Here is a 25,225-nt window from a genome sequence, read left to right on the forward strand (position 1 = left end):
GTGCCTTGACTGGTACGTTAATTATTGATCCCGACGGCGCACACGATCCGCGGCTGACGAATGATCGCCTTTTACTGGGCCTGAAAGGATCAATGTCGGAGTATGAGCTGAGTCTGTTACGTGAGCGTGGAATTGCTGCACGCGATGCGAAAGCTGCACGAGGGGAACTTCAATTCTCGTTGCCACCCGGATACTGCTGGAATGAGTTGGGGAAAATTGAACTGGACCCGGATGAGCGTGTCACGGAAACAATCCGCCTCGTGTTCCGTCGGTTTCGAGAACTGGGAAGCGCCCGTCAGGTGTTCCTGTGGGCCAAGCTGGAGAAGCTCCAATTGCCCGTTCTGAGGCAGAGCGCGGTTGGCAACCGGATTGCGTGGCAGTTGCCTGCCTATCACAACGTAATCAAGCTATTGCAGCACCCGGTCTACGCTGGAGCTTATGTGTTTGGCAGGAAAAGTTCTGAGACTCATGTTGTTGATGGGAGAGCGAGAAAAGGTAGTGCCCGCAGTAAGCCCATGCAGTCGTGGAACGTCTTGCTGAAAGATCACCATCCAGGCTATATCACATGGAATGAATTCGAGGAAAACCAGCGGATGATTGCCGAGAATGCGCATATGCAAAAGCGAATGTCTCGCAAATCTGCGCGGGGTGGCCGCGCATTGTTGGGCGGCCTTGTAAGATGTGGTCGATGCGGCCGAATAATGCGGGTCTTCTACGGGATGAGATCGGGGCAAGCGCACCGCTACCAGTGCCGGGGCGACGACAGTCACGTCGGCGCCGGACTTTGTATCGGCATCGGCGGCGTACGTGTCGACAAGGCCATAGCGACGCAACTGCTGGAAGCGGTTTCGACATATGCAGTAGACGCAGCAATAAGAGCGAGTGAAACGCGGTCCCACGCGGATGATGAGGTACGAAAAGCATTGACGCGCGAAGCGGAGGAAGCGAGTTATGAAGCGTCTTTGGCAGAGCGTCGCTACGAGGCAGTCGATCCTGGCAAGCGGCTGGTCGCACGTGAGTTGGAGGCGCGATGGAACGCCGCACTTGAGCGCGTCGCTGAACTCCAGAATCGCATCGAACATCTTGACAAGAAGCTCCTTGCCAATCCGGGAATCGACCGGGAGCGACTGATGTCACTCGCACACGACTTGCCGACTGCATGGAATGCATCAGGCGCAACCCCGAGAACCAAGCAACGGATAGTACGGGTTCTGATCCAGGAAGTGGTGATCGATCTGGACGACTCGTCCAATGAAGCGGTGCTTGCAATCCATTGGACCGGAGGGCGACACACTGAGGTCCGCATCGCTCGGATACGCGGTGGCCGCTACCCGGACACCGAAGCCCAGACGCAATACGGGTCGGTGGAAGTCATGCGTAAACTCGGTGGCAAATGGCCAGATCGCGACCTGGCCGTGACAATGAACCGGATGCGCTGTAAATCCTCCGACGGCAAGACGTGGACGACCGTCAGGGTACGCGAGCTGCGCGAGAGGCTGGGAATAGCAGCCTTCGATCCAGCATCCAACGACGGCGAATTGATTAGCGTCGAGGAAACTGCACGGCGCCTGCAGATCTGCGTTGGCTCCGTTCATCGTCTCATTGATGAAGGGATATTGCCCGCCTCACAGCTCATGCCGTGTGCCCCATGGCAGATACCGGTGGCGTCGCTGGGTTCTGACGCCGTGCAGATAGGCGTGCGGAGTGTGATTGAGAGAAGGCCACGGAACTTCGAGGCGCTGCAAGACGAGAAGACGTTGAGACTACCAGGATTCTAACGGGAGAGATGCATTATGAAACTCGGTCGCGCGATCGCATCAAGATGCTGCTGTGGGACCGTAACGGCTTCTGGCTGTTGATGAAGCGGCTCGAGCAGGATCGTTTCGTTTGGCCGCGTAAGGAAGCGGTGCTCAAGCTCAGAACCGAGCAACTGCATTGGCTGCTCGACGGCATCGATATTGAAGCGATGCGGGCGCACCCGACACGCTATTATCAGCGCGTGACGTGAAACGCGAGCCAGCATCGCTGGTCTAATCCGGCGATGCTGCCATCATCCTCATCTCCCACCGACGAACTGCAGGCGCTGCGCGCAGAACTCGCTGCCATGAAGAGCGAGTTGCGTGTGGTGACGGTCGAACGCGACTTGCTGCGCGAGAAGCTCAAGGCCTTTCAGCGGCAGTTGTTTGCCGCCAAGAGCGAAGTGCGCGGCGCCGAGCAACGCGACCTCTTCTTGAACGAAGCAGAGGCGGGCGCAACGGGATCTGAACCGGCGCAAGAGGTGCAAACGGAACAGAGCATCGAGGTTGGCGCACACGAGCGCAAGAAGCGTGGACGCAAACCGCTAGATCCGATGCTGCCTCGCGAGGTTGTGCGTCATGAATTGCCGGAATCAGAACGCGTTTGTGCACACGACGGGCATGCGCTCGTCGAGATCGGCGCCGAGATCAGTGAGCAGCTCGATATCGTGCCGCAGCAGGTTCGCGTCATTCAGCACCAACGAATCAAATACGCGTGTCCTTGCTGCGATCTCGGCATCAAGGTGACGCCTGCGCCGGCTCGCATCATTCCGAAGGGGTTACTCACTGAATCGGCGCTTGCATGGGTAGTCGTGAGCAAGTTCGCTGACGCTCTGCCGCTGTATCGAATCGCCGCGTTGCTACACCGTTTCGGCGGCGATCTCTCGCGTGGCACGCTGGCAGCCAGCGTGGTGCGCGTCGGTACCGCAGTGCAGCCGCTCATCAACTTGATGCGCGATCACTTGCTTGAGGCCGACATCGTCTACGGCGATGAGACAACGGTGCAGGTGCTGAAAGAGCCAGGCCGTGCCGCACAACGCAAGAGCTACATGTGGGCACAGATGAGCGGCACCGGCCCACCGGTTCGATTGTTCAGTTACAGCTCGACGCGCAGCGCGGCACAAGCCGCGGCGCTCTATGCTGGCATCAAGCCCGGCGCGGTGTTGATGACGGACGGCTATGAGCCGTACAACGATGTCGCCGACACTAACCAACTGGTGCATCTTGGCTGTTGGGCGCACGCGCGTCGCTACATGATCGAGGCCGAGGAGAATCTCCCAAAGGCGCAACGTGGTCGCGACCATCCCGTCAGCGAATTCATTCGACTGATCGGGCAATTGTTTGCGATCGAATCGCGCTGCGAAGGGCTGACGCCAGAGAAACGGTTGCTGACGAGGCAACGCGACAGTCGTGCGATCCTTGGGCAAATCGAGGAACTGCTTCTGCGTCAGTTGCATGCAGTGTTGCCGCAAAGCGCCTTTGGCAAAGCGCTTCACTACATGCAGGGTCAATGGCCGAAGCTCCTTCGCTATGTCGAGAACGGCGCTTGGCCGCTCTCGAACAACGCCTGCGAGAACGCGATCCGGCCATTCACCGTCGGGCGAAAAAACTGGCTCTTCTACGACACTGTCGCTGGAGCGAATGCTGCTGCCAACCTGTATTCGCTAATCGAAACGTGCAAGGCGAACGGCGTCGAACCGTACGGCTATCTCGTCGCGCTGTCAAGGCACTGCCTCTCGCAAACACCGGCGACGACTACGAGGCGCTATTGCCTTGGCGCCTCATCCCCTCCGCAGACTGACGCACAGCCGGTCGCTGAGAGAAGCCACGTGGTTTATTGCGCGCTTACCTCGCATATTTGTCCCCGGCCTGCAGTACCTTCTGCTGGTAATAGAAAGTGCTGCGCGCCAAGCCGGCCACTTTAAGGACGGCTGCGAGGGGGTAACGCTGCCTTAGTTCAAGCACGATTTGCGCTTTTTCTGCCGCGCTGCTTCCGTCTTCGCTTGAACCAAGGCGTCGAGCTTTTTTAGATATTCGTTCTCCATGCGCAGCTGCTCCACTTCCGCAAGCAGATCCTCGCGGCTGCGGTCTGCATCCGCAGCCGGCTTCTTTTTTGATGTCGGTGGTTTCGGCATTCTGAGGGTAGAAGTTGCAGGCCGTGAACGTCCCGCGGCCAAACTGCCGTCATCATACTACTGCTCCCACACTGCGATGATATTGAAATTGCGAACATTCGCGAGCGCTGCGACCTGACGGAATGAAAGGCCTTCCTTCCGCATCCGCTCCACAACTGCGTCCTTGAATTCAGCGCTATATCGCACGCGGCTGGTTCTTGTGCGCAGACCTTCCTCGCCGTGCGCTTGATATGCCGCTATCCATTTCCGAAGTGACGAAACGTCCACGTTGTGGCGGGCCGCAACTCTCTTCAGCCCGGCATGGCCGGCGCAGTAGTCCTTCGCCGCCGACAGTTTCTTCTTCTCGCTGTATTTCACCGAAAAGCTCCAAAAGGGGTGTCCAACTTCGTGGGGTCGGTTCATTTTTCAGTGGACACCTTATGACAGAACAACACTCAGAAACGTCGGGCCTGAAGGTCGTCAGCGTTGGCATAGACGGTCCAAGGAGACAAGTTGAGAATAAGGAGCGAATTTTGTCCGGGTGCGAGGTGACCAATCCCTTTGAGCCTCAGCACCACTGCTGAGGTCTGTTCGCCACCATCAGTGCTCGTTCTTATGACCCACGTTGCTTTACGCAATGAAAGCAGTCGTCGCTGCGAAAGACAACGCTTCGTCAATCGCCCTCGACCTTCCCCTGTTTTGGTCCGTGTCGCTCATTCACCTACCGCCACCTCATCGTACGTGGCCGTTGGTGGACCGTTGTAATGCATGGTTCATAAAGATCACCTGTAAATGGCGATCCCGAAATTCGTGCGAGGAACCGAATGCGTTAACTCAGATCCGGCACACTTCGATACGTAGCGAAGCATTCGCGGACCGGGTGCCGTTATAGTTGGCTTCGGCGTGCCGGTAATGACATAGTGCGGCGCCTTCATTATTCGAATGCGGACGTGCAATGAACCAGACTATCGATCCCTCCATCTCCCATATCTATGAGGCTTGGCACGACACCGTGCGCAAGAAGGATCTGGCTGGCACTGCCGCGCTCTATGCGAAGGATGCTCTTCTCGAAACACCGCTTGCGCTGGCCGTCTATCCTGAGCGTCAGTCGGGCCTGATCCGTGGACGCACTGCAATCAAGACATTCTTCGAAGACAGTCTTCGCAAATTCCCGAGCGATCTTGCGCAGTGGTATCGGACCGGCACATTTTTCGCAAATGGTCAGCAGTTGACGTGGGAGTACCCTCGCGAAGCGCCGAAGGGTGAGCAAGTCGATCTCATGGAGATGATGAAGATTGAGCACGGCCTGATTCAATGCCATCGTGTTTATTGGGGCTGGTATGGCGTGCGGCTGTTGACGCCTGCGTTCGCACGTATCAAAACGACCTAGTCCAGGGCGAGCCGGCGCGGGAGCGAACGAATCACCCGCCGTTGCACTAAGGCAATCATCCGTTCCGAGCAAAAGGAAGGCTATGTTCGATGCGATGTGCAAGCGCGAGGTCGTGATTATAGGAGCAGGCGTAGCGGGAATCGCGGCGTTTGTCAGCGCAGTCAGGAACCGGAGCGTTTCTCGTATCGATATCGTCGATCCGCGAGGCATCGGCAACGGGGTCGCCTTTGCGACGTCTGAGCCGGAGCTCCTCTGCAATGCATCCGTCGAAACGATGTCCCTGCTCGACGACGATCCGTACGATTTCTTGCACTACCTTCGCGCGAAGGCAATCGACGTTTCGCCTGACGCGTTTGTTCCGCGTTTTCACGTTTCGCGTTACCTTGCCGACCGCTATGCAGACCACCGGATGCTAGCTCGCGACGCTGGCATCCAGCATCGTCATCTCATGGCGACGGCGCGGACAATCGAGAAGCAGCCCACGGGCGGGTATCGCGTGTTGCTCGAGGACGGTACTTCGCTCGAAGCGAGCGACGTCGTGATCTGCACGGGCAGCGGCGCGCCGTTCCTGCCGGACGCGCTGCGACCGCATATTGGCGCGCCGGCGTTCTTCGAATGCCTGTACCCCGAGCGGCGCGTGATGGATTACCTCGCGATGCCATCCCGCGTTCTGATCGTCGGCAGCCGGCTGTCGGCGGTCGACGCGGCACTGCTCGCATGCGGCGCAGGGGCATTCCGTGGTGATGGCGTCGCCATCGGGCCGGTTGCCCGCCGTACGCACCGCGACACCGCGAGAATGTCCCGTTGCAATCGACGAAGCAGCATTTGCGCGGCTCGATCTGTCGAGTCCACTGCTTTACCGGCGTCTGCTGCGGCAGGTTGCACGCTCGGCCGAGGCGGTTGGCGGTTGGCGGTCGGCCGTTGCGCGACCAGATCGATCGTTCCACCAATGCAGCGGAACGGCTCGCACGAGAAGCCGGTTTGGCCCGGCATGGTGCGACGGATTGGCAGAACGTCCTCGTGCGCTACATGGACCTTGCCGAGCAGCTATTACGCCGCGGCACGCCCGAGACGCGGACCCGAGCGCTTGCCAACTGCGCCACCGCAGTCGGGCGTTATCTGTTTGCAATGCCGCTCGGCACCGCAGAGAAGCTTCTGGCTTACATGAACGATGGACGGCTGCAGGTGATGCCGGCCGTGCCAGAGCGTTTGCGTCGGGATGAGCTTTGGCGTGTTCAGTGGAGCAGCGGCGCGTTTGACAGCTTCGACGCCGTGATCTGCGCGACAGGGTTCCACAGGCAGCGTTTCCATGCAACATACAATTCGCTCGCGTTGACGGCAGATACTCCTCTCGCAGCACCGCGCGTATCGCCGGATCTTCGCGTCTGGCTGCCGCAAGCAGGCGAGCCGGAACGTATCTGGACTGCGGGCGTCGCCTCCTACCTCGCAGCGCCGATGGTCAATGCGGTCTACCAGTCGGTCCGCCAGGCTAACCAAATAACGGCGGCGTGGCGCTCGAGCTAAAAGGGTTCAGCTTCAAGGCTCATCAAACCGCAGACTGCAGCCAGCTAGCAGCGCGTTTTCCAGGGAATCAACATGCAGCTTTATGGCGATCGGGGATCGAGCAATACGCGGCGCGTGCTGACCGTAGCACGGCACCTGCAGCTCGACGTGGAGTTCATCTTCGTCAATCTATTCGCGGGAGAAAATCGCACTCCGCCGTACCTCGCGCTGAATCCGAACGGGACGATACCCACTTTCGTCGACGGCGATGTGGTGCTGTTCGAGGCCTCGGCCATCATGATTTATCTTGCCGAGAAGGCGGGTTCCACCCTGTGGCCCGATGGCGCCGCCCGTTTCGAAACCCTCAAGTGGATGTTCTGGTCCGCCGAGCACTTTCGTCGTGGCCCCTCCACGCTGATTGAAGAGCGCTTCATCAAACGGATTCAGGGACATGCAGAAGACGCAGCGCTGGTCGGCGACGCGCTGAAATCTATTCATCGCTATGCAGCGGTGCTTGACGCTCATCTGCGCGACCGCCCGTTCGTGGTCGGACACACGTTGACGCTGGCCGACATTGATCTGGCCGCGCCGTTTAGCCATATTCCGCGCACCCGAGCGCCGTTCGACGCCTATCTTATCTGATGGTCTGGCATCAACGTCTGATCGATAGCGTTCCAGCGTGGCGTTCCACCGGCGAAGATCTGGAGCGCCGGATCGCCGAGATACAAAGCGCTGCCGCGGCGCGCACGCGAGCTGCATAGCCGCGCATGGGGTACGCCGCGCCGGGGTCATGCGAACGCGGATTGCTCGTCTACCGTATGGTCAGTTCGGGGCAGCAAGGCGGGGGCTTCGCCGACATCACGCAGGATGCCGAAGTGTTTTTCCAGCGCTTCCCATCCCTTGGGTGTGATGGTGACGGAGCGCGCAACGGGCGACTTGCGCATCCAGTCCCATGCAAGAAAAGCGTCCATCAGCCGCGCGCCCAGCGGTCCCGCGATGTGGTATTGCCGCTCGGTCCAGTCGAGGCACTGTCGCGCATGCCCCGTATGGTCCATGGTCTGGGGGGCTGCATCGACGCCGAGTTGCTGCAGCCATATGCTGCCGCACGCGGTGAGCGCGTACTGGCGATCGCCGGCCTCGACGACGAAACGTCGTCTGAGCATGCTTTGAGTGACCGCGACGCCGATCTGGCCCGCGAGGTGGTCGTAGCAGCAGCGCGCGAAGCGCAGTTCGCGGGCCGAGCGGTTCGGCGTGTTTCGCCAGGCAGGCGTGACGGGGCCGATCGACGCGAGGCTTTCGAGCGCATGCGAAATGTGCGCGCCGGCGAGCTGGAAATAACGATGCCGCCCCTTGCTTTCGACGGTCAGCAGGCCGCCGTCGAGCAGCTTTGAAAGGTGCGAACTTGCTGTCTGCGCAGTCACGCCCGCTGCTTCCGCAAGTGCACTCGCCGACAAAGCGTTGCCGTTTGCTAGCGTAATCAGAATCACGGCCCGAACCGGCTCGGCGATCAGATGCGCAACGGTGGAAATATTGTGCTGGCTCATTTGTTCGGCTTCCGGAATTAATGCGTTTTAGCTAGCGAAAATCGTGAACACACACTTCGATACGCTCCGAAGCATTCTCGGTTCACACCGGTTTATAGTCAACAGAGAAATGATAAATGGGGCTTCGACTCGTGAACAATGAAAATGAAAGTCAAAAACGCGTATTAACGGCGACGAGTCTCAGCTATGTCGTCGTCATATTAGATACATCCATTGTCAATGTCGCATTGGAACCCGTTGCCGCGAGTCTGGGCTCGGATATCACAGGCCTTCAATGGGTGGTCAACGCCTGTACGCTGACATTTGCGAGCCTGTTGCTCAGTGGTGGAGTATTGGGCGACCGGGTCGGCGCAAAATCGGTCTATCTGGCCGGATTGCTGATTTTCGCCTGTGCATCCGCATTATGCGGATTTGCGCCGGACTTACAGGTTCTTATCGCTGCCCGGATTTTACAGGGAATAGGCGCGGCATTATTGGTGCCGTGTTCGCTGACACTCATCAACAGCGCGTTTCCGGTTGCGCAGCAGCGAGCCGGCGCTATCGGCGTCTGGGCCGGGTGCGGCGGCGTCGCCATGGCAGCAGGGCCGCTTGTTGGCGGTTTGCTGATTCATCTGTTGGGCTGGCGGAGCATCTTTCTGGTGAACGTGCCGATCGCGCTGCTCGGCGCCTGGCTCACCACGCGAATCGAGTCCGGGCGTTCGGCTGTGTTCGACCGGCCATTGGATCTGGCCGGGCAGATGCTCGCCATCGTTGCGCTCGGTGCGTCGGTGGCGGTGCTAATCGAAGGCGCGAAGTTGGGGTGGCATGCGCTCGTCATCCGTGTCGGCGTCGTGACAGCGATCATTGCGTGGATTGCATTCGTGCTCGTTGAGTTCAGGCGCCGACAACCCATGCTCCCCCTGTACTTCTTTCGGCACCCGACGTTCTCCGCATCGGCGTTTGCCTCGATGGTCTCAGGGCTCGTGTTTTACGGATTGTTCTTTCTGCTGAGCCTATATTTTCAGTCCGCGCGTGGCTGGCCGCCGTTACAGACCGGCCTCGCATTTTTGCCGTTGACTGTGATGGTGACGATCGGCAGTTTCGCTTCGGGGGCTTTGAATCGGACTTATGGTGCGCACAAGCTCGTGTGCGGCGGCTTTCTGCTCTATGCGCTGGGCTTCGCCGGGCTGCTTGCATTGGCCGACGATGCACCGTGTTGGCGGATCGCACTGTGTTTCCCGGCCGTCGGCTTCGGTGCCGGTGTGATCACACCAGCAGCGACCGCCGCTTTGATGGCAGCGGTGGATAAGGGGCGCGCTGGAGTCGCGGCAGGCGTGCTCAATGCAAGCCGGCAAACGGGGGCCGCGTTCGGGGTTGCGATCTTCGGCGCGCTGATGAGTGCGGTCCAGCCACTAGATAGCGGGGTTCGTGTAGCGGTCTATGTGGCTATCGGCCTGTCGCTGCTCGCAGCACTTCTATGGAGTCTCGCCTCTGTGCTGGCTACCCGTTACGCTGGCGGGACTGCGTAGCCGACATTGCATTGTTATACCAACAGCATGCCGCATGCGCCGCGTTGGCGCCGCATGCGGCGTTTCTGCGCCTTTTCGAAGCTCCGTTTCAGCCAACCAAAGGGATCTAAACCATGCGCCTTACGTCAGCGGATGCGGTAGTGGATCTTGTAGGAATCGGCATAGGGCCGGCGAATTTGAGCCTTGCGGCTCTATTGCGCCCGCATCAGGAAATCAAAGCGCAATTCTTCGACAAACGTAGCGAGTTTCAGTGGCATTCAGGCCTGATGCTCCCGCAAGCCGCTCTGCAGGTGCCGTATCTGAAGGATCTCGTGAGCCTCGTCGATCCGACTAACGAACTCTCGTTCCTTTCGTTTCTGGTCAAGCATAAGCGCCTGCTGTGCTTTATCAACGCAAATTTCACGCAGGTAGCCGCACAGCACACGGCCGACATTTGCGGGTTGATTCTGCTATCAACAGCTGGACGCCCGCTAGGTCATGTTTTAAGGGAACAACTGCGATCTAACCCTGCGAACGCCCGTATTCTGGACAATGGTATGTCGGTCCTTGACTCGCTTGAATCCGTCCGGACCGTCGATGCGACCAGGATCGATCCCTCACTGATGCCGTTGTTCAGGCCTCGAGTGCAGCCTTTCCTCATGAGCGAGCTGGCAGTCGACCCAACGACGCTTCTGACAGGTTACCGGAAGCCCGTACTGATCGTTCAGGGATTGGAGGATCTGCAGGTTGGCCCCGCTGATGCGCAATTGCTAAAGCGTGCGGATCCCTTGGCGAAACTCGTGTTCGTCGCCACTACGGCCACACGGCTGGCCGTCGAATGTTTTGCGTATCCGGCGACGAGTGCCGACGCTTCAGGCGCGGCTCGTCGGGTTGGGCCAATGGGCTCGTAGGTGAATGTCACGGGTACTGCAGGATGTTGATGATCGTACCGTCAGGGTCTCGAACCATCGTCGACCGCAAGCCGTCCGCAGAAAGAGGCTTGAGTTTCCATTCGAAGACTGCGCCTTCATTCTCGAGGTGCGAAGTGACAGCTTCGAGGCGCGATGTACGAAAAACGATCGCCTTCGCCCCGGTCCGGTCGATGTGCGGCCCCGGCACGATATTCGCGTCGGGATTGCGAACGGTCGTTGCACGCGAAAGAAGTTCGATTCGCATGTCGTCTCTTTCGAGTATCTGGAAGTCGGCCTCGAGTGGTTCTATGTAGGTCGAGTATCCTCGACGAAACCCGAAGAGGCGTCCGTACCACTCTGCGGATCGATTGATGTCAGTCACCGAGACAGCGACGTTATCGAATTCAATCAACTGCTGCGTCGGCAAGTTGGATTTGCTTAGGTCCGTCATTCGTGTTTCTCCACAGATCGTGCGACGCAATCACGCCTTGAAGGCGAGCCAACGCTCTGGCGGCTGCATCGCCACGTCGCGTCGCGTCACTCGCCGCCGCGCACGCTACGAGTCGGTGTGTTCGCGGTGGTCCTGGTTTTCGATTTCGTCGTTCGACCACTCGAGGGTTTGGCGACGCGGCCTTCAGGCTCCTTCGATCGTACTTTGGTACCTGTTTCGTTGCGGACCAACTCACGTATGCCCGCCGCCGCGAAGCGGACGAGGTCGGAATAGTGCGCCGTCGACTTCCTGGCGCGGTCCCGTGCGCCCAGTCGCATCGCCCGGCCATTGAGTGCATGGGCCTGCTGCCTCGCTCCCACAGAAAACAGATACGCCCATACCGCCTGCTCGCGTGCGATGCCAGGCACGACCGTATGCAGGGCGTCAATGAATCGCTCCGCGATCGGGTCATAGTAGGTTTCACGAATGCGCCGTGAACGCTCGTCGCTGCCGAGACTGACGGACGCAACGAGTTGCACGTAAAGCGCGAGATTCACAGCATCCTCGCCATGAAAAATCTCCGATAGTGGGGTGAAGGCGATCGTCAGCACGTCTTCGACGGTCGCGGTGCGTTCGCTCGCGAACAGGGCGTCGAGCAACTTGCCGCGGTGCTGATTGATTGCCGACGACCGTCGCTCGAACACGGCCTCGTAGAGCTTGTCCTTGGTCGCGTAGTGATAATGCACGAGCGCCTGCGCGACGCCCGCTGCCTCTGCGATGTTTCGCATGCTCGCGCCGGCGTAGCCGTGCTCGCCGAACACCCTTTCGGCCGCATTCAGGATCGCGGAGAGGCGGGTACCGGGCGCGTGGTCTAATTCCTGAGCACCGTTGCCCGTGCGTGCGGACGCCTTCTTTTCGCGTTCTGTCTTCATCTAAGCGACTCCCTCACCGTACTATTCGATCGATCAGTCAGTATATCGCGATCCTCATATGACGCGATATACCGGGCAGCGCACGCTGTTACCCCAGAAATTCCGGCTCGGGCAGTCCTTTCACGCCGGGACGTACCGCGAGCACATTGCCAGCGAGCGGTTGCTGCGCGAGTTCCTTTTCGCTCATGCGCCGGCGCGCCGTAGTGATAAAGAGGGTGTCGAGATCGGGACCGCCGAAGCACAGGCTGCTCACGCGCCGCACCGGGAGATTGATGACCATGTCGATTCGTCCGCGCGGGTCGTAGCGCGTGACGCACCAACCGTCCATGTTCGCGCTCCAGAAGCACCCGTCGGCATCGACGGTCGAGCCGTCGCAGATGCCACGTCCGAGCGGAACTTCGGCGAACTTGCGGCGGTTGTAGATGGCGCCGTCGACGGAGTCATAGTCGAACACGTCGATCTGGCAACTGAACGAGTCGGTCATGTACATCAGGCGGTTATCCGGGCTAAAGCTGAGCCCGTTGATGCATGTGATGCCTTCCATGATGAGTTTCGGCCTCAGATCGGGATCCAGCCGGAACAAACGTCCGCGCGGGGTGTAGGCGGCCGCTTCCACGGTGCCAGACCAGTAGCGGCCGTGCCTGTCGCACTTGCCGTCATTGAAACGGTTCTTCGGACGCTCGGCATCGGGACGCGCAACTTCGGTCAGCTCACCGGTTTCGGGCAAGAAGAAGTAGAAGCCCGAGCGCATGCCTACGATCAGGCCGCCTTTGGCGCGCAGGCCGATGCTGCCGATCTCTTCCTGCATCGGCCAGCTCTTCTTGACGCCGCTTGAAATGTCGAGGCGATGGATCGATTGACCGATCCCGTCCACCCACCAGAGAAGTTGCGTTTTCTCATCCCAGATGATCGACTCGCCGAGCACATCGGGCGTGGAATCGACCACATCGATGACCGAACCTACCATATCGATCGGTTTGGTAATACTGCTGACAGTCATGCTGCCTCCTTGATTTGTGAAGTGATGCAGATAAGAAGAGTCGGGTCCCGCTCAGGCGGCCACTTCTCTCATGCGGGCGATGCCTTCCAGCGCGAGTCCGTATCCGAGCACGTCGTGCAGTCGTGCTTTCAGTTCCTGGTTCAGGCAGGTGCGTGTATAGCGTCGCACGAGACGCGGCTGCTTGAGCATCAGCCTGGCGAGTTCGCGGGCGCGCGGCAAAAGCTCGGCCGACGGCAGCACTTCGTTCACTAATCCCATTTCAAGCGCCGCGCTTGCGGGAATGCTCTGACCTGTCAGAAGAAAGTAATGGCCGCGCGCGCGTCCCATCAGCAGCGGCATGATCAGATGCATGCCGTCGCCCGGCACCATGCCTCCCTGGAAGTGCGCGGTGTCCTGGATCGTCGCGGTGTCTGATGCGAGCACGATGTCGCCGAGCAGCGGAATCTCTGCATGCCGCACGGCCGGGCCGTTGATGACGCTGATCACCGGCGCTTCGATATTGAGCAGGTTGATGAGCAGATGCTTCGCTTCCCAGTAGATCGGGTCGTAGACCGTGGGCGTCATTGAATTGCGGTTCTGATGCATGCCGGGCGCAATGGACGGGCCGCTGAAGGCATCGCCCGTGCCGGTCATGATCACGACTTCGTTGTCTCGGTCGCGTCCCACATCGAGAAAAGCCTGCTCGAACTCGCGATGGGCTGTCAGATTCCATACCAGTGGCTCGCCGTGCGTGTGGAAGTGCATCTCCAGTACGCCATCGGTACGTGTCATGCGGATGGTCTCGAATTTGTCTGAGTACTCGTTGAAGGTGCTCACGGCTCTTTCCTCTGATGAAGGTTGAAAAAGTCCCTCGGACGCCTGTCGCAAACGTGTCGCTGTTCGCGAGGCGATCTGCTCAGCCGCCGATACTAGTCCTGACTGATCGATCAGTCAACAAGGGAAAGTCCCCGGCTGAATCGGCCGTGTTTCGGGTTGACCGGAAGTTGGCTCGTCGGCTACTGTGCTGACTGTTCGATCGATCAGTTTTCGGCGCGAACGTTCCGCCGCCTTCGGGTGCGCCCCCAAAAAGAGCAGAGGCCGCCGGACCATGTGCGCGCCGACAGGCTCAAGGAGACAGCCTCATGAAACGCTTTCCATCATTCACGTGCCGTTCCGTTCCACTTCATTGAGAGGGTCATCATGTCGCGCAAAATCGCTCTCGATGTACACGCCCCCGCTCAGGTAACGGCCCCGGAAGACGCGCAGCGCGCGCTTTACCTCAAAGTCGCGATGCGACTCGTGCCGCTTCTGATCGTGTGCTATGTGATCGCGTATCTGGACCGCATCAACGTCGGCTTCGCGAAGCTGCAGATGCAGGACGCGCTCGGCTTCAGCGATGCCGTGTACGGACTAGGCGCGGGAATATTCTTCATCGGCTATTTTCTGTTCGAGGTGCCGAGCAATCTGCTTCTGCAACGCATCGGCGCACGTAAGACCATCACGCGCATCATGGTTCTATGGGGTTTCACCGGCTGCGCAATGGCGACCGTATCGAGCCCGACCGCGTTCTACGTACTGCGCTTTCTGCTCGGCGTGTTCGAGGCGGGCTTTTTTCCCGGCGTCGTCTACTTCCTGAGTCAATGGTTCCCGCGCAACCGTCGCGGGCAGATTCTCGGTCTCTTCATGACCGGATTCCCGATCGCGGGGATGATCGGCGGCCCGGTGTCTGGTTGGGCGATGTCGCGGCTCGCGGGCGTTGCGGGTCTGGCGGGCTGGCAGTGGCTCTATATCGTGGAAGCGGCGCCGGCGGTGCTGCTCGGCATCGTGACCTGGTTCACCCTTTCGGACGACATCGAGCGAGCGAAATGGCTCACCGAACCGGAGCGCGACACCTTGCGCCACGCATTGCGCGACGACGGCCGCGAAGCCGGCGCGGAACACGCCGGGCAGTTGCGGCAGGTCATCGCCGACCCGAAGGTGTACGTGATCAGCTTCGCCTATTTCACCTTTATTTGCGGCACTTATGCGCTGAGCTTCTGGGTGCCGACGGTACTGAAGAGCGCAGGCGCGACGAGCGTGGAGCGCATTGGCTGGCTCTCGGCCATTCCGTACGGCATCGCCACGATCGGCATGGTGCTGATCTGCCGCAACTCGGACAGGCTTCTCGAACGTCGCTGGCACGGCGCACTGGCAGCCCTGGCAGGCGCGACCGCTCTTTCACTGCTACCGCTTCTGGCGCATGATCTGACTGCGACCATCGTGCTCCTGACGATCGCCTCGACCGCGGTGTTCGTCACGATTCCGCTGTTGTGGTCGCTCGCGTCCGACTATTTCGCCGGGTCACCCGCCGCTGCTCCGGCGATCGCATTCGTCAACAGCCTCGGTCTGCTTGGCGGTTTCGCCAGTCCGTTCGCGATGGGCTGGCTCAAGACGCTGAGCGGCACACTCAACAGCGGACTTTTTCTGATGACGACACTGCTGGCGCTCGGCGCATGCGCGATGATCTGCGTGCGTGTGGGACGCCAGGCGAGCCGATGAGCAACCAACGAACGGCGAGGTCCGGGCAATCGGGCCGTCGCGCGACAAACATGGAACAGACTTTCAAGGACGCGTCGCCGGGCAGCCTGCTCGGGGAGAGCGTGGCGCGTCTGGACGCAACGCGCTTCGTTTCGGGGCGGGTCGATTACAGTGCGGATTCCATTCCCGAAGGCGCGCTCCATCTTGCCATCCTGCGCAGCGCGCACGCGTGTGCGACGATCGTCTCCATCGAGCTGTCAGATGCGCTCGCCATGCCGGGTGTCGTCGCTGGCCTCACGGGGGAAGACGCCACGCGCATGAGCGACGCAATGCCGCCGGCAATGGATCTCCCCGCGCATGGTGCACGTGGTCCTCTACAGAGTCGGTGCCTTGCACTCAGACACGCGACGTATTTTGGCCAACCGGTCGCGGCGCTCGTGGCGACGTCGGTGCACGACGCGCAAGCCGCGCTCGCGAAGATTCGCGTCGAATACGAGGTGCAACCGGCAACCGCCGACGCGCGTGACGCCCTGCGCGAAGGTGCGCCGGTGGTTCAGCCCGGCTGGGATACGAACCTGTTCGTGCGCGACCGCATTCGTTCGGGGGACGCCGACGCCGCATTCGAGCGCGCGGCGCACATTGCACGAGGGGAACTGACGGTCGGCCCGTCGACCAGTGCACCAATGGAAACTCTGTGCTACGTCGCCCAGTGGGACCCGCGCGGCGAGCGGTACACGTTGACCGGCACGTTCCAGAACCCTCATACGAGCCGCTGGCTGATTGCAGCGGCCTTGCGCGTCAAGGAGTCGCAGGTCCGCGTCATCGCGCCGCGCATCGGCGGTACGTTCGGGCTGAAGATGGCTGGGCATCCCGAAGAAGTGCTGGTCGCGTTGTTCAGCCGGATCACGAAACGTCCGGTCGCCTGGGTCGAGGAACGGCGCGAAACACTGCTCGCCGGTGCGCGTTCGCAGCATCACAGCTATGAGATCGCGGTGGATGAGCAAGGCAGGCTCATCGGCTGGCGTGACCGCATCATGGTGGATGTCGGCATCATCGGCGCCGGTCATAGCTGGGCGATGGCGCTCGTCACGCCGGCCGTGTTTCCGACCGTCTATACGATTGAGCACTGCGACGTCGAGTGCTGTCTCGCGATCACCAATCGACCGCCCTGGCAGGCCATACGCGGTTACGGCAAAGAGATCGGCAACCTCGTGCTGGAACATGCAATCGATCGGCTGGCCCGGCAAACCGGCATGGATCCAGTCGAATTGCGCTGTCGCAATCTGGTCGCACGGGACGCCTTGCCGCGTTTGCTGCCGTCCGGGCTGAACGTGGATAGCGGCGACTATCCGGGCGGCCTTGAGCAGTTGCTGACGATCTTCGATTACGAGCAATGGCAGGAGCGGGCAAGCGCGGCGCGTACCAGCGAGCGTCGTATCGGTATTGGCATTGCGTTCGAACTGACGCCGGAAGGCGGCGCGCGGCCCGGTAACTTTCCCAATGGATACGAGACGTCCACCGTTCGCATGATGCCGTCGGGCGACGTGCAGGTGCTGACGGGCGTGACGTCTCCGGGCAGCGGCAGCGATACCGGCATTGCGCAGATGGTCGCCGGTGAGCTCGGCCTGCGCGCGGACCAGGTCAGCGTGATCGAAGGGGACACGGACGTGACGCCGCTCGGCACCGGCAACGCGAGCAGCCGTGCGCTGATGTACGGCGGGACCGCCGCGTATCTCGCCGCGCAGGAGTTGCGCGCGCGGCTCTCTCAGTGCGCCGCCAACCTGCTCGGCGGTGCGCCCGGAGACATTTCACTGCGCGACGGTCATGCGTGGCGCGAGTCGAACGGCAGGAGGATCGCAGTGGCCGAACTCGCGCTCGGGGCGCATCTGCGGCCATTCACCGTGGCAGCCGGCGTGACGCTGCCGCTCGAAGTGACGCGCAGCTTCGCGCCGCAGAATGTGCGCGTGGAGCCGGACGCGCAAGGCCGCATCGCCACGTACCCGACGTTCTCGTATTCCGTGCATGCCGTGGCGCTCGAGCTCGACATGGCGACCGGCAACAGCCGGCTCCTCGACTATGCCGTGGTGCACGACTGCGGCGCGATGATCAATCCGGCGCTCGTCGAAGCGCAGCTCAGGGGCGCGGTCGTGATGGGCATCGGTGTCGCGCTGTGGGAACTGATCAAGTTCGATGAACATCAACGCATGATTACCGATCGCTTCAAAAGTTATTTACTACCTCGCGCTAACGATCTTCCGTCCATTCGCGTCGGACATCGCGTGACGCTAAATCCGTTTCATCCGCTCGGCATGAAGGGCGCAGGCGAATCGGGGCTGGGCGGTGCGCTCTCGGCGGTGACCAACGCCGTGGCGAATGCACTCGGTGACGACGCGCGCCTGACGCACGTGCCGGCGACGCCGGCGCGCGTGATGGCGTCCCTCGAGGAGCGACGCGCGTGATCGGCCATTACTTCGATTTTCACCAACCGAGGGACCTCGACGAAGCGGCTGCCTTGCTAGCCGCCTTTCGCGAGGATGCCTCGGTGCTCGGTGGCGGCACGATGCTGGTGCCGTCGATGTCGGCGAATCTCGTGTGTCCCGGACATGTCATCAGTCTCGGTGCGCTCCGTCTGGATGAAATCGCGCTCGACGATACGCATCTGCACATCGGCGCGATGACGACCTATGCGCAATTGCTCGCTTCACCGCTCGTGGCACGCCATGCGCCGCTACTTGCGGCGATGGCCGCGCAGGTCACCGGTGGTGCATCGATCGTCAATCAGGGCACGCTCGGGGGGGCAGCAAGCTTCGCGAATCCTTCGTCCGACGCACCGGGATGTCTCGCGGCGCTCGAGGCAGAGTTCGAATTGCGCTCGTCGCAGGGCGTGCGTCATGTCGCTGCGCGAGAGTTTTTTATCGACGCCTTTTGCACCGCGCGCCGCGCAGACGAGTTTCTCATTGGCATACGCGTGCCGCGCGATACGACGCTCGTAGCCTGGGAGTATCAGAAGTACAAGGCGAGCGCGAGTTCGTGGCCCATCGTGACTGTCGCGTGTTCGCTGCATCGGGGCGAGCAGATCAGTGTGCGGCTTGCCGTCGGCGCGGCCGGCCGACGACCGGCCTATCGCCGCTTCGCGATCGACGAACAGGTTTTGCTCGCGCCCGATGCGTTTATCGAGCATGCGGCAACGAGTGCGCGAGATCTTGTCGGCGAAGGCTGGAGCGATGAACTGGTGGACGCGGACTATCGACGCGCTGTTGTGCCTGGCGTCGTGAAACGGCATTTACGCATCCTGCTCACGGGAACGAAGACATGAAAGGAACGATCGAGGTGCGGCTCACGCTTAATGGCGAGCCGCGTTCTGAACGAGTGGACTCGCGACTGTTGCTCGTCGAACTTATCCGCGATGCACTCGATGCGAAAGGCACGCGCATCGGATGCCTTACCGGCGATTGCGGCGCGTGCTCGGTGTTGATCGACGGCGAGGTAAGGAAGTCCTGTCTTGTCCTTGCCGCGTCGATATCTGGAAACGACGTGCGGACGATCGAAGGCCTCAGCGGAATCGAGGCGCTGCAGGAGGCGTTCATTGCGGAGAACGGGTTTCAATGCGGATTCTGCACGAGCGGCATGCTGATCGCGGCGGCGGACCTTCTGAGGCATAACTCGTCGCCGAGTCACGAAGAGATACGTCACGCGATCAGCGGCAATCTGTGCCGGTGCACCGGCTACGAGAGCATCGTCAATGCGATCCATCGCGCGGCGCACGGCGACAAGACGTGCGCCCCGGCCGACGACCCGGGCTAGCAGCGTTCTCGCGTTCTACATCACGATGCCGAGCGGTCCGCCGCGATAAACGGTGACGTCGCGAGACCCGCCTGAATCTGGTTTCGGCGCCCGCGCGCGGCATCACCGGTGCGATGCATCCGAATGATGCCAACTTTCACGCCTTAGTCACTGGAGAACAGCATGTCGAGAGATGCCAACGTCACGATCTATGTCACCTACGAAGGCGAGACCGGTGCGCGCTTCGATCGCGCGTATTACGTCGACCGTCATTTGCCCCTTGTGATGCATCACTGGTCACGCTACGGCCTTGTCGGGGTCGCGGCCTTTTTCCCGGCCGAGCAGCAGGCCGGAACGCTTGCGATCTGCGAATGCAGGTTTCGTGACGAAGCGTCGGTCGATGCGGCCTTTACGTCGCCTGAAGCGCCCGCCGTGATGGCCGACGTGACAGGCTTCACGCATGTTGCGCCGCGCCGTCTGCGTGCGACGGCGCTATAAAGAGGCACCTGCGAAGAAAGCTCAGACGCAGCGCGCACTTCTTTCCTCGAATGGCTCATCTGGCACTCTAGGCGACGCCAGACACGCGCATTGGCTAACACAGTTCATCTTAAATGCCGGAGAAACGACATGGAAATTGGCATCATCGGACTTGGCGTGATGGGACGCGCGATGGCTCGCAACCTGGCGCGCGCGGGACATGAGGTGAAAGCGTGGAATCGTTCAGGCGGATCGGTGGAAGGCGTCACGATGGTCGCATCGCCGATTGAGGCGGTCCAGGGCGAATGCCGTGCTCACAATGCTGTCCGACGACGACGCAATCCGCTCGACGCTCATCACGTCGGGCGTGCTCGGACGCCCCGACGTGGCGGCGAAGGGCGAACTCAATGTGCTCACGGCCGGCGCCCCTGAAGCCGTGGCAACGGTACGTCCGTTGCTCGAAGTGATTGGCGGACGCATCTGGGATATGGGCGATGAGGCGCCCACTGCAAATGCCGCCAAGATCGCGTCCAACATGATGATCACGATGGCGATCGAGGCGATGGCGGAAGCGGTCGTACTGACCGAAGCGAATGGCTTGCAACGCGAGCGCTTTTTCGACGTAATCTTGAACACGCTGTTCGGCAGTCGTAGAGCGAAGCGGGTAAGGACGCGCCGTTACCGGCGCGTCCTCCCCTAAGAACTGTACGTGCGAGTTTCCCCGCATACAGCTCAAGCCCCCGCGAACTGCACAAGCGTGCAGCCGGTCCGCTCAGCTTCAAACGAACCTACGCTTCGTTCAAAGTCGTTGTTCCGCGCAAAAGCGCAGAGGGCGCAGACACCGTTGCCGGTGCTCTCTCATGCTCTCCCTCAATGAACTCAGATCATGACTCTGCGTCCAGGGACCGAGCGGAAGTCTGCTCGCTTTCGCGCGAGGCAATGTTGCAGCCTCTATCCGTGCCATTACAGTACGGCCTTCGCTTTTTCCGCCTTCTCATACCCGCACGACCAACAGCGTCCCTTGCGGTTCGCCTGCCACGGGGGCAGTCGTTCGGGCTTACCACGTTCCCATTCCATCACACGACCGGTTCAGGGTTCGCCTTTTCGCCGGTGGACACATGCGACGACGTGCTCTGAATTACTAGCAGGGCAACCGTCCACCTACCTTTTGGTCAATGCCTATCAGCAGCTTTGGCATCTCTGACATGACGACGTTTATCAGCGATTCACCTACGTTACCCATGCCGGCCAGCCTAGCGTCTCAGCCCCATCGCTGCTCGGAGCGTCTATGCCACGTCTCGCGACGGGGCACACTTTCGGACTACGTTGTCGGAAGGGCTTCAACCAACGTCGTTACCAACGATGATTGCCTTCCTAGGCTACCGCTGGTCGTACAGCGGGTTCACTGTCATGCAAATCCTCCTGCATGATCGAACAATGATGCAATGAGCATGCACTGCGCTCGGCGACGCCGAGCCTCATGCTTCGTGTCGCACAGCAATGTTGTCACTGGCCCATGCCCGACACGACAGGGCCGGAAGGTCCACGGTGACGACATTACTTCGTTCGGCAGCGAAGTAATGTCGTCACCTCGCATCAGCGCGAAGTAGAACTGTCAATTCCCGTTCGGCCTCGACTTGTGGACACTGTCACATTTGTGCCCTCGGGAAGCATGGCGTCGCATTCATCAGGCCTCTATACGGTCAGGGTCGGACGGTTTCGGCGAATCTGGTGAAGGGAGCTTTTCACCACTATTCACATTGCACGGAAATGGGAGAAGCGACAGTAATTCCCTTGAAACAGTTGCTCGCTCATCCGCGCCTGTGGAGCAGACCACGGAACTCGCGGCACACTTCATCGCTTGCCTGCTGAGCAGCGTTGCAAACTTCAAACATCCCAAAAAATTGATGCAGCATGCTTGGGAAATCCAGTGTCTTGACGTCCACACCGGCCCCGGATAGTGCGTTTGCATACTGCAGTCCTTCCTCGTGTAGCGGGTCGTGCCCCGCAAGCGCCAAGATTGTTGGCGGGAGGTTGCTAAGATCAGGTGCCCTGGCTGGCGAGGGAGGACAAAGGTGAGCCTCGTTGTAGCGGTCGGCCAGATATAGATGGCCTATGTCTTCGAGGTCGTCGGGGGTAATCATCGGAAAATTTCGGCGGTGCGAGCGTATTGCATGGAGGTCGCGCGCAAAATCAACTCCGGGAACCACCAAAAGCTGAGCCCAAATAGGAATTTTCAGGCAGTTATCCCGTATGGCCTGGCTGGTAGAAGCGGCGAGCGTCGCGCCCGCGCTTTCGCCGGCCAATGCGAGCTTGTCTGGCAGGCCTCCTAGTGCACAGATGCTTCCCGCTGCCCACTCAGTGACTGCTAGCGCGTCGTCATGAGCACTTGGATATACATGTTCTGGCGCCAACCTGTAATCGGCAGACACGACCACCGATGTCGTGTCCCTACACAACTTCCGTGCGATATGGTCCATCGATTCAACATCGCCCATAACGAAGCCCCCACCATGAAAGAAGACTACTGTGGGTAGTGGCTTCTTATCGGACGGCCTATACACCCTAACCAGCACGTGGCCTTGACTGGTCGGAACCAACGCGTCTTCGATAGAACCAACAATTGGCAAAGTCGAGACATCTCTCGTCAGAACGGACTCTGCCAATTTGCTGCGGCCGCAAGCAATCATGTCTCTGAATCGGCGGCCTTGATCGGTCACGCGGCGTCGATCGGCCATGAGCGCCAATTGTGGGTCCAGACTTTCGTCGTCGATGAAGCGATGAGAGGTATTGTTCACGGGAGCTCAGAATGAGTGACGCATCGAGATATTGACAAGTTGCTGAGTCTGGGACGTCGACGGAGCCGGTGCAGCATAGAACTGAGGGTTCGTCCCAGCCGATCCACGAAGGAACCCATAGACCAAGGCAAGATCGGTGCGTTTCGACAACAGATAGTCGACGCCGAGCGATACCTCATTGAAGTGTGCGCCGTTGATCAAGTAATAGTTATACCCGCCCGAAAGGGTTATAGAAGGCGTCACGAACTTGGCAACGCCAAACTCGAGCATGCGGAGTGCCGCTGCCTGTCCGTTCTTTTTATAGTCTGTCAGCGACGCGATTGCATGCGTGTCGAAGCTTGCGACATTCGCCTCCACGCCCAGACCGACAATGTCGATGCGATCGAATATCTGGGCATTCGCTGACTTCCCAAAAACGTCCACTCCGATTCCAAACGCCTGGGTAGCGTTTCGCACGGTCGTGTACGCGGCGCTCACCTTTGCAATCGATGCCGTATAAGACACGGTGAAGCTCTCAGCGCTGTTCTGAGTGATTGATCCCGGAACTCCGCCAAACGAGTACATCGCGCCGAATTGAATTCCAGCAAGCAAAGGCGATACGTACTTCACGCTATTGGCCAACCGTTCACCAGCAATGCGGTCCGCGTCGCCCATCTTGAACGCGTAGCCGTTAAAGGTGGAAGTACCGTTCGCGACACCAACAAAATCGTCTCTCATGAAATCGTACTGGTAGCCTATGGTCAGCCCGCCCCAGAGGTTGTGCTGCAGCCCGACGTACGCCTGACGGCCGAAGAGGCGACCGCCTTGCCCAGCGGTTCCATCATTCACATTGAAGCCGTTTTCCAAACGAAACACAGCCTTCAGCCCACCGCCAAGGTCTTCTGAACCAAGAAAACCGAATCGGCTCGGTTGTGTGACGCCAGAGACCATTAGGTAATCTTTATTGCCAGACGCATTTGTGAGATAGGTAATGCCGGGATTGATGATTCCATAAAGCGTCACAGAAGATTGCGCCATTGCAGTTGTGCAAAGGCAAGCAATCGAAACACTGATGAACGAACGACAGACGCTCCGGGAGCCGAACTTCATTTGGGTTACTTTCATTTTCGTTTTCATATCGGGATTTATGTGCCTACGGCGATTGCTGTCGAGGTGCGGCATCAGGTTGCCGACCGTGGCTCCGAAAGGATCTCTCGCGTCTGAACACGTCTGCGGTTCCAAAGGCCGAGAATCACGAGCACCACCATTAAAGCCATTGCAACTGCTGCAAGGATGTAGCAGCCAAAGAAAGACCGGGTGGCTTCCAGCAACTTGCCACCGCCCATCAATGCGAGCATGCTGCCCGGAAGACCCATCGCGGTAATCAAGGCGATCGAGGCCGGCCGCGTGCAATCAGGGACAAGCAATGATGGAAGCGTCCAAAAAACACCGAGTGCCGCGTAGGTTCCTGCATATCCAATAGAGGTCGCTATTGTGATGAGCGCGACGTCACGGGAGTAGATCGCGGCCAGCCCCCATCCGAAAGCGGACACAGCGGTCGGAAGTAAGAGATGCCAGTAACGCTCTGCGCGGCGGTCTGAACGCGAGGCCCATGGAATGATGACAAGTGACGCAGCAGCCGATGGAACTGCCGCAAGCAGTCCTTCAGTCATGCCCGATTGGCCCGACGCGTGCAGTGAGAGCGGGATCCACGTCGTAGAGGCAAGGGGCACATTGAGGAGAAAATACAGACCTCCGAGCAGGTACACTGCCGGGTTCCGAAGGGCAACGGCCACGGAGCTGAGCTTCTGGGAGGTATGGCGATCCGCTTGCTCTGGCGTGCAGAGGGTGGTCAATTGTTGCCGCTCATCCGGCGCGAGCCATGTGGCTTTTTCAGGATAGTCGGTAAGTATGCGAAACAGAAGTACGCCGAAAATGACCGCTGGCACCCCCTCCACTAAAAACGCCCACTGCCAACCAGCCAAGTTCATGATGCCGTTCATCGACAAAAGCGCGGCGGTCACGACCGCCGTGATACTGCCACTCAGAGGGCCGATGAAAAGGGCCCACGCGCTGAATTTTCCAATGTCTGTTCTGGGTATCCAAAAACTAAGGTAGAGCATGACTCCCGGAATCAGGCCGGCTTCAGCAATGCCGAGAAAGAGCCGGAACGCATAGAAACTCTGCGTTCCCGATACGAACGCTCCAAGGCAGGAGACGAGTCCCCAGGTAATCATGATTCTCGCCAGCCAAATACGAGGTCCAAACCTCGCCATCAGAAGGTTACTCGGTACCTCGAATAGCAAGTAGCCGACGAAGAAGAGGCTTGCCCCAATCCCAATCTGGGTGGCAGTGATGTTCAGGTCACTTTTCATGTATGGCGCGACGAAGCCAAGATTTTGCCGATCCATGAAACCAATGAACATCACTGTCAACAAGACCCACTTCAGTCGACGACTAACCTTCGCGATCAGACCGCTGTAATCCAACGTCGTCGATGATTTCATGTTTCCGTCTCCTGTTTTGTTTATATGCATAACTAAAGTATCTACACGGTGCATTGGCTTACCTATGCAATGTTCCCG

23 protein-coding genes and 2 pseudogenes are annotated in these 25,225 nt (G+C 59.8%); 15 read left to right on the forward strand and 10 right to left on the reverse strand.

From position 1 onward, the window contains the following. Window positions 1–5: 5 nt before the first annotated feature. The 3 genes and pseudogenes from C8K18_RS28100 to C8K18_RS28110 all read left to right on the forward strand — a co-directional run bounded on the left by C8K18_RS28100 (window position 6) and on the right by C8K18_RS28110 (window position 3,597). The gene (locus C8K18_RS28100; protein ID WP_207909696.1) at window positions 6–1,778 is read left to right on the forward strand and encodes a recombinase family protein; all 1,773 of its coding nucleotides are present in this window, start codon (window positions 6–8) and stop codon (window positions 1,776–1,778) included. An 8-nt stretch (window positions 1,779–1,786) separates the two neighbouring features. Next, complete coding sequence (gene tnpB / locus C8K18_RS28105; RefSeq protein WP_107710566.1) at window positions 1,787–2,008, forward strand: IS66 family insertion sequence element accessory protein TnpB; 222 nt, start codon at window positions 1,787–1,789, stop codon at window positions 2,006–2,008. Window positions 2,009–2,041: 33 nt separating this feature from the next. Beyond that, window positions 2,042–3,597: pseudogene (locus C8K18_RS28110) on the forward strand (IS66 family transposase). A gap of 151 nt (window positions 3,598–3,748) precedes the next feature. Here C8K18_RS28110 and C8K18_RS28115 read toward each other — a convergent pair. Next, window positions 3,749–3,931, reverse strand: coding sequence for a transposase (locus tag C8K18_RS28115; RefSeq protein ID WP_107710567.1), 183 nt, complete (start codon window positions 3,929–3,931; stop codon window positions 3,749–3,751). A 57-nt stretch (window positions 3,932–3,988) separates the two neighbouring features. Next, window positions 3,989–4,288, reverse strand: a complete 300-nt coding sequence (locus C8K18_RS28120) for a transposase (RefSeq protein WP_165919874.1) — start codon at window positions 4,286–4,288, stop codon at window positions 3,989–3,991. Between the two features lie 577 nt (window positions 4,289–4,865). Here C8K18_RS28120 and C8K18_RS28130 point away from each other — a divergent pair. From C8K18_RS28130 to C8K18_RS28145, 4 genes are all read left to right on the forward strand, one after another. Continuing rightward, window positions 4,866–5,300: a nuclear transport factor 2 family protein gene (locus C8K18_RS28130; protein WP_107710569.1), complete on the forward strand. Its 435-nt coding sequence runs from the start codon at window positions 4,866–4,868 to the stop codon at window positions 5,298–5,300. A gap of 82 nt (window positions 5,301–5,382) precedes the next feature. Then, a complete protein-coding gene (locus C8K18_RS28135) occupies window positions 5,383–6,468 on the forward strand; it encodes an FAD/NAD(P)-binding protein (RefSeq protein ID WP_107710570.1) in 1,086 nt (361 codons plus the stop codon). Continuing rightward, window positions 6,429–6,824: a hypothetical protein gene (locus C8K18_RS28140; RefSeq protein ID WP_107710571.1), complete on the forward strand. Its 396-nt coding sequence runs from the start codon at window positions 6,429–6,431 to the stop codon at window positions 6,822–6,824. Before C8K18_RS28135 ends, C8K18_RS28140 begins: the two co-directional genes overlap by 40 nt. 72 nt (window positions 6,825–6,896) lie before the next feature. Further along, window positions 6,897–7,445 (forward strand): glutathione S-transferase family protein, encoded by a 549-nt coding sequence (locus tag C8K18_RS28145; RefSeq protein WP_181324953.1) that lies wholly within the window; start codon window positions 6,897–6,899, stop codon window positions 7,443–7,445. A gap of 146 nt (window positions 7,446–7,591) precedes the next feature. Here the strand turns inward: C8K18_RS28145 and C8K18_RS28150 are convergent, their stop codons facing one another. Further along, the gene (locus C8K18_RS28150) at window positions 7,592–8,347 is read right to left on the reverse strand and encodes a helix-turn-helix transcriptional regulator (RefSeq protein ID WP_107710572.1); all 756 of its coding nucleotides are present in this window, start codon (window positions 8,345–8,347) and stop codon (window positions 7,592–7,594) included. A 131-nt stretch (window positions 8,348–8,478) separates the two neighbouring features. On the opposite strand from C8K18_RS28150, the gene C8K18_RS28155 reads away from it, so the two are divergent. Beyond that, entirely contained in the window at window positions 8,479–9,855 is a 1,377-nt protein-coding gene (locus tag C8K18_RS28155) for an MFS transporter (protein WP_258196205.1), read from the forward strand. Between the two features lie 113 nt (window positions 9,856–9,968). Then, window positions 9,969–10,745 carry a lysine N(6)-hydroxylase/L-ornithine N(5)-oxygenase family protein gene (locus C8K18_RS33875; RefSeq protein ID WP_258230483.1) on the forward strand — a complete coding sequence of 259 codons (777 nt, stop codon included), beginning with the start codon at window positions 9,969–9,971 and terminating at the stop codon, window positions 10,743–10,745. 7 nt (window positions 10,746–10,752) lie between these two features. Here the strand turns inward: C8K18_RS33875 and C8K18_RS28165 are convergent, their stop codons facing one another. The 4 genes from C8K18_RS28165 to C8K18_RS28180 all read right to left on the reverse strand — a co-directional run bounded on the left by C8K18_RS28165 (window position 10,753) and on the right by C8K18_RS28180 (window position 13,923). Next, a complete protein-coding gene (locus tag C8K18_RS28165) occupies window positions 10,753–11,196 on the reverse strand; it encodes a VOC family protein (protein WP_107710574.1) in 444 nt (147 codons plus the stop codon). 86 nt (window positions 11,197–11,282) lie between these two features. Then, window positions 11,283–12,107, reverse strand: a complete 825-nt coding sequence (locus C8K18_RS28170; RefSeq protein ID WP_107710575.1) for a TetR/AcrR family transcriptional regulator — start codon at window positions 12,105–12,107, stop codon at window positions 11,283–11,285. A gap of 88 nt (window positions 12,108–12,195) precedes the next feature. Beyond that, on the reverse strand, window positions 12,196–13,107 hold the full coding sequence (locus tag C8K18_RS28175; protein WP_107710576.1) for an SMP-30/gluconolactonase/LRE family protein: 912 nt from the start codon (window positions 13,105–13,107) through the stop codon (window positions 12,196–12,198). Window positions 13,108–13,158: 51 nt separating this feature from the next. Beyond that, window positions 13,159–13,923: an enoyl-CoA hydratase/isomerase family protein gene (locus tag C8K18_RS28180; RefSeq protein WP_107710577.1), complete on the reverse strand. Its 765-nt coding sequence runs from the start codon at window positions 13,921–13,923 to the stop codon at window positions 13,159–13,161. A gap of 363 nt (window positions 13,924–14,286) precedes the next feature. Here C8K18_RS28180 and C8K18_RS28185 point away from each other — a divergent pair, with 363 nt between their 5' ends. The 6 genes and pseudogenes from C8K18_RS28185 to C8K18_RS28210 all read left to right on the forward strand — a co-directional run. Continuing rightward, the gene (locus C8K18_RS28185; RefSeq protein WP_107710578.1) at window positions 14,287–15,624 is read left to right on the forward strand and encodes an MFS transporter; all 1,338 of its coding nucleotides are present in this window, start codon (window positions 14,287–14,289) and stop codon (window positions 15,622–15,624) included. A gap of 50 nt (window positions 15,625–15,674) precedes the next feature. Continuing rightward, window positions 15,675–18,062, forward strand: coding sequence for a xanthine dehydrogenase family protein molybdopterin-binding subunit (locus C8K18_RS28190; RefSeq protein ID WP_107710579.1), 2,388 nt, complete (start codon window positions 15,675–15,677; stop codon window positions 18,060–18,062). Further along, the gene (locus C8K18_RS28195) at window positions 18,059–18,919 is read left to right on the forward strand and encodes a xanthine dehydrogenase family protein subunit M (protein ID WP_107710580.1); all 861 of its coding nucleotides are present in this window, start codon (window positions 18,059–18,061) and stop codon (window positions 18,917–18,919) included. Before C8K18_RS28190 ends, C8K18_RS28195 begins: the two co-directional genes overlap by 4 nt. Then, the gene (locus C8K18_RS28200; protein WP_107710581.1) at window positions 18,916–19,407 is read left to right on the forward strand and encodes a (2Fe-2S)-binding protein; all 492 of its coding nucleotides are present in this window, start codon (window positions 18,916–18,918) and stop codon (window positions 19,405–19,407) included. Before C8K18_RS28195 ends, C8K18_RS28200 begins: the two co-directional genes overlap by 4 nt. 162 nt (window positions 19,408–19,569) lie before the next feature. Further along, entirely contained in the window at window positions 19,570–19,884 is a 315-nt protein-coding gene (locus C8K18_RS28205; RefSeq protein WP_107710582.1) for an EthD family reductase, read from the forward strand. 129 nt (window positions 19,885–20,013) lie between these two features. Continuing rightward, window positions 20,014–20,515, forward strand: a pseudogene (locus tag C8K18_RS28210) (NAD(P)-dependent oxidoreductase); the annotation flags it as partial. Window positions 20,516–21,674: 1,159 nt separating this feature from the next. Here C8K18_RS28210 and C8K18_RS28220 read toward each other — a convergent pair. The 3 genes from C8K18_RS28220 to C8K18_RS28230 are packed head-to-tail and all read right to left on the reverse strand — an operon-like array spanning window position 21,675 to window position 25,147. Further along, window positions 21,675–22,661, reverse strand: a complete 987-nt coding sequence (locus tag C8K18_RS28220) for an alpha/beta hydrolase (RefSeq protein WP_107710584.1) — start codon at window positions 22,659–22,661, stop codon at window positions 21,675–21,677. 6 nt (window positions 22,662–22,667) lie between these two features. Then, window positions 22,668–23,765 carry a porin gene (locus tag C8K18_RS28225; RefSeq protein ID WP_165919875.1) on the reverse strand — a complete coding sequence of 366 codons (1,098 nt, stop codon included), beginning with the start codon at window positions 23,763–23,765 and terminating at the stop codon, window positions 22,668–22,670. Window positions 23,766–23,821: 56 nt separating this feature from the next. After that, window positions 23,822–25,147, reverse strand: coding sequence for an MFS transporter (locus C8K18_RS28230; protein ID WP_165919876.1), 1,326 nt, complete (start codon window positions 25,145–25,147; stop codon window positions 23,822–23,824). Between the last annotated feature and the right edge of the window lie 78 nt (window positions 25,148–25,225).

Origin of the sequence: Paraburkholderia sp. GV068, from assembly GCF_003058125.1 — a bacterium.
GTDB classification, from domain to species: domain Bacteria; phylum Pseudomonadota; class Gammaproteobacteria; order Burkholderiales; family Burkholderiaceae; genus Paraburkholderia; species Paraburkholderia graminis.

Coding starts and splice junctions, on each gene's coding strand:
- C8K18_RS28165 (WP_107710574.1), bottom strand. CDS start 11,196: ATGACGGACCTAAGCAAATCCAACTTGCCGACGCAGCAGTTGATTGAA.
- C8K18_RS28175 (WP_107710576.1), bottom strand. CDS start 13,107: ATGACTGTCAGCAGTATTACCAAACCGATCGATATGGTAGGTTCGGTC.
- C8K18_RS28140 (WP_107710571.1), top strand. CDS start 6,429: ATGCCGCTCGGCACCGCAGAGAAGCTTCTGGCTTACATGAACGATGGA.
- C8K18_RS28115 (WP_107710567.1), bottom strand. CDS start 3,931: ATGCCGAAACCACCGACATCAAAAAAGAAGCCGGCTGCGGATGCAGAC.
- C8K18_RS28185 (WP_107710578.1), top strand. CDS start 14,287: ATGTCGCGCAAAATCGCTCTCGATGTACACGCCCCCGCTCAGGTAACG.
- C8K18_RS28200 (WP_107710581.1), top strand. CDS start 18,916: ATGAAAGGAACGATCGAGGTGCGGCTCACGCTTAATGGCGAGCCGCGT.
- C8K18_RS28170 (WP_107710575.1), bottom strand. CDS start 12,107: ATGAAGACAGAACGCGAAAAGAAGGCGTCCGCACGCACGGGCAACGGT.
- C8K18_RS28190 (WP_107710579.1), top strand. CDS start 15,675: ATGGAACAGACTTTCAAGGACGCGTCGCCGGGCAGCCTGCTCGGGGAG.
- C8K18_RS33875 (WP_258230483.1), top strand. CDS start 9,969: ATGCGCCTTACGTCAGCGGATGCGGTAGTGGATCTTGTAGGAATCGGC.
- C8K18_RS28135 (WP_107710570.1), top strand. CDS start 5,383: ATGTTCGATGCGATGTGCAAGCGCGAGGTCGTGATTATAGGAGCAGGC.
- C8K18_RS28230 (WP_165919876.1), bottom strand. CDS start 25,147: ATGAAATCATCGACGACGTTGGATTACAGCGGTCTGATCGCGAAGGTT.
- C8K18_RS28225 (WP_165919875.1), bottom strand. CDS start 23,765: ATGAAAGTAACCCAAATGAAGTTCGGCTCCCGGAGCGTCTGTCGTTCG.
- tnpB (WP_107710566.1), top strand. CDS start 1,787: ATGCATTATGAAACTCGGTCGCGCGATCGCATCAAGATGCTGCTGTGG.
- C8K18_RS28150 (WP_107710572.1), bottom strand. CDS start 8,347: ATGAGCCAGCACAATATTTCCACCGTTGCGCATCTGATCGCCGAGCCG.
- C8K18_RS28130 (WP_107710569.1), top strand. CDS start 4,866: ATGAACCAGACTATCGATCCCTCCATCTCCCATATCTATGAGGCTTGG.
- C8K18_RS28145 (WP_181324953.1), top strand. CDS start 6,897: ATGCAGCTTTATGGCGATCGGGGATCGAGCAATACGCGGCGCGTGCTG.
- C8K18_RS28205 (WP_107710582.1), top strand. CDS start 19,570: ATGTCGAGAGATGCCAACGTCACGATCTATGTCACCTACGAAGGCGAG.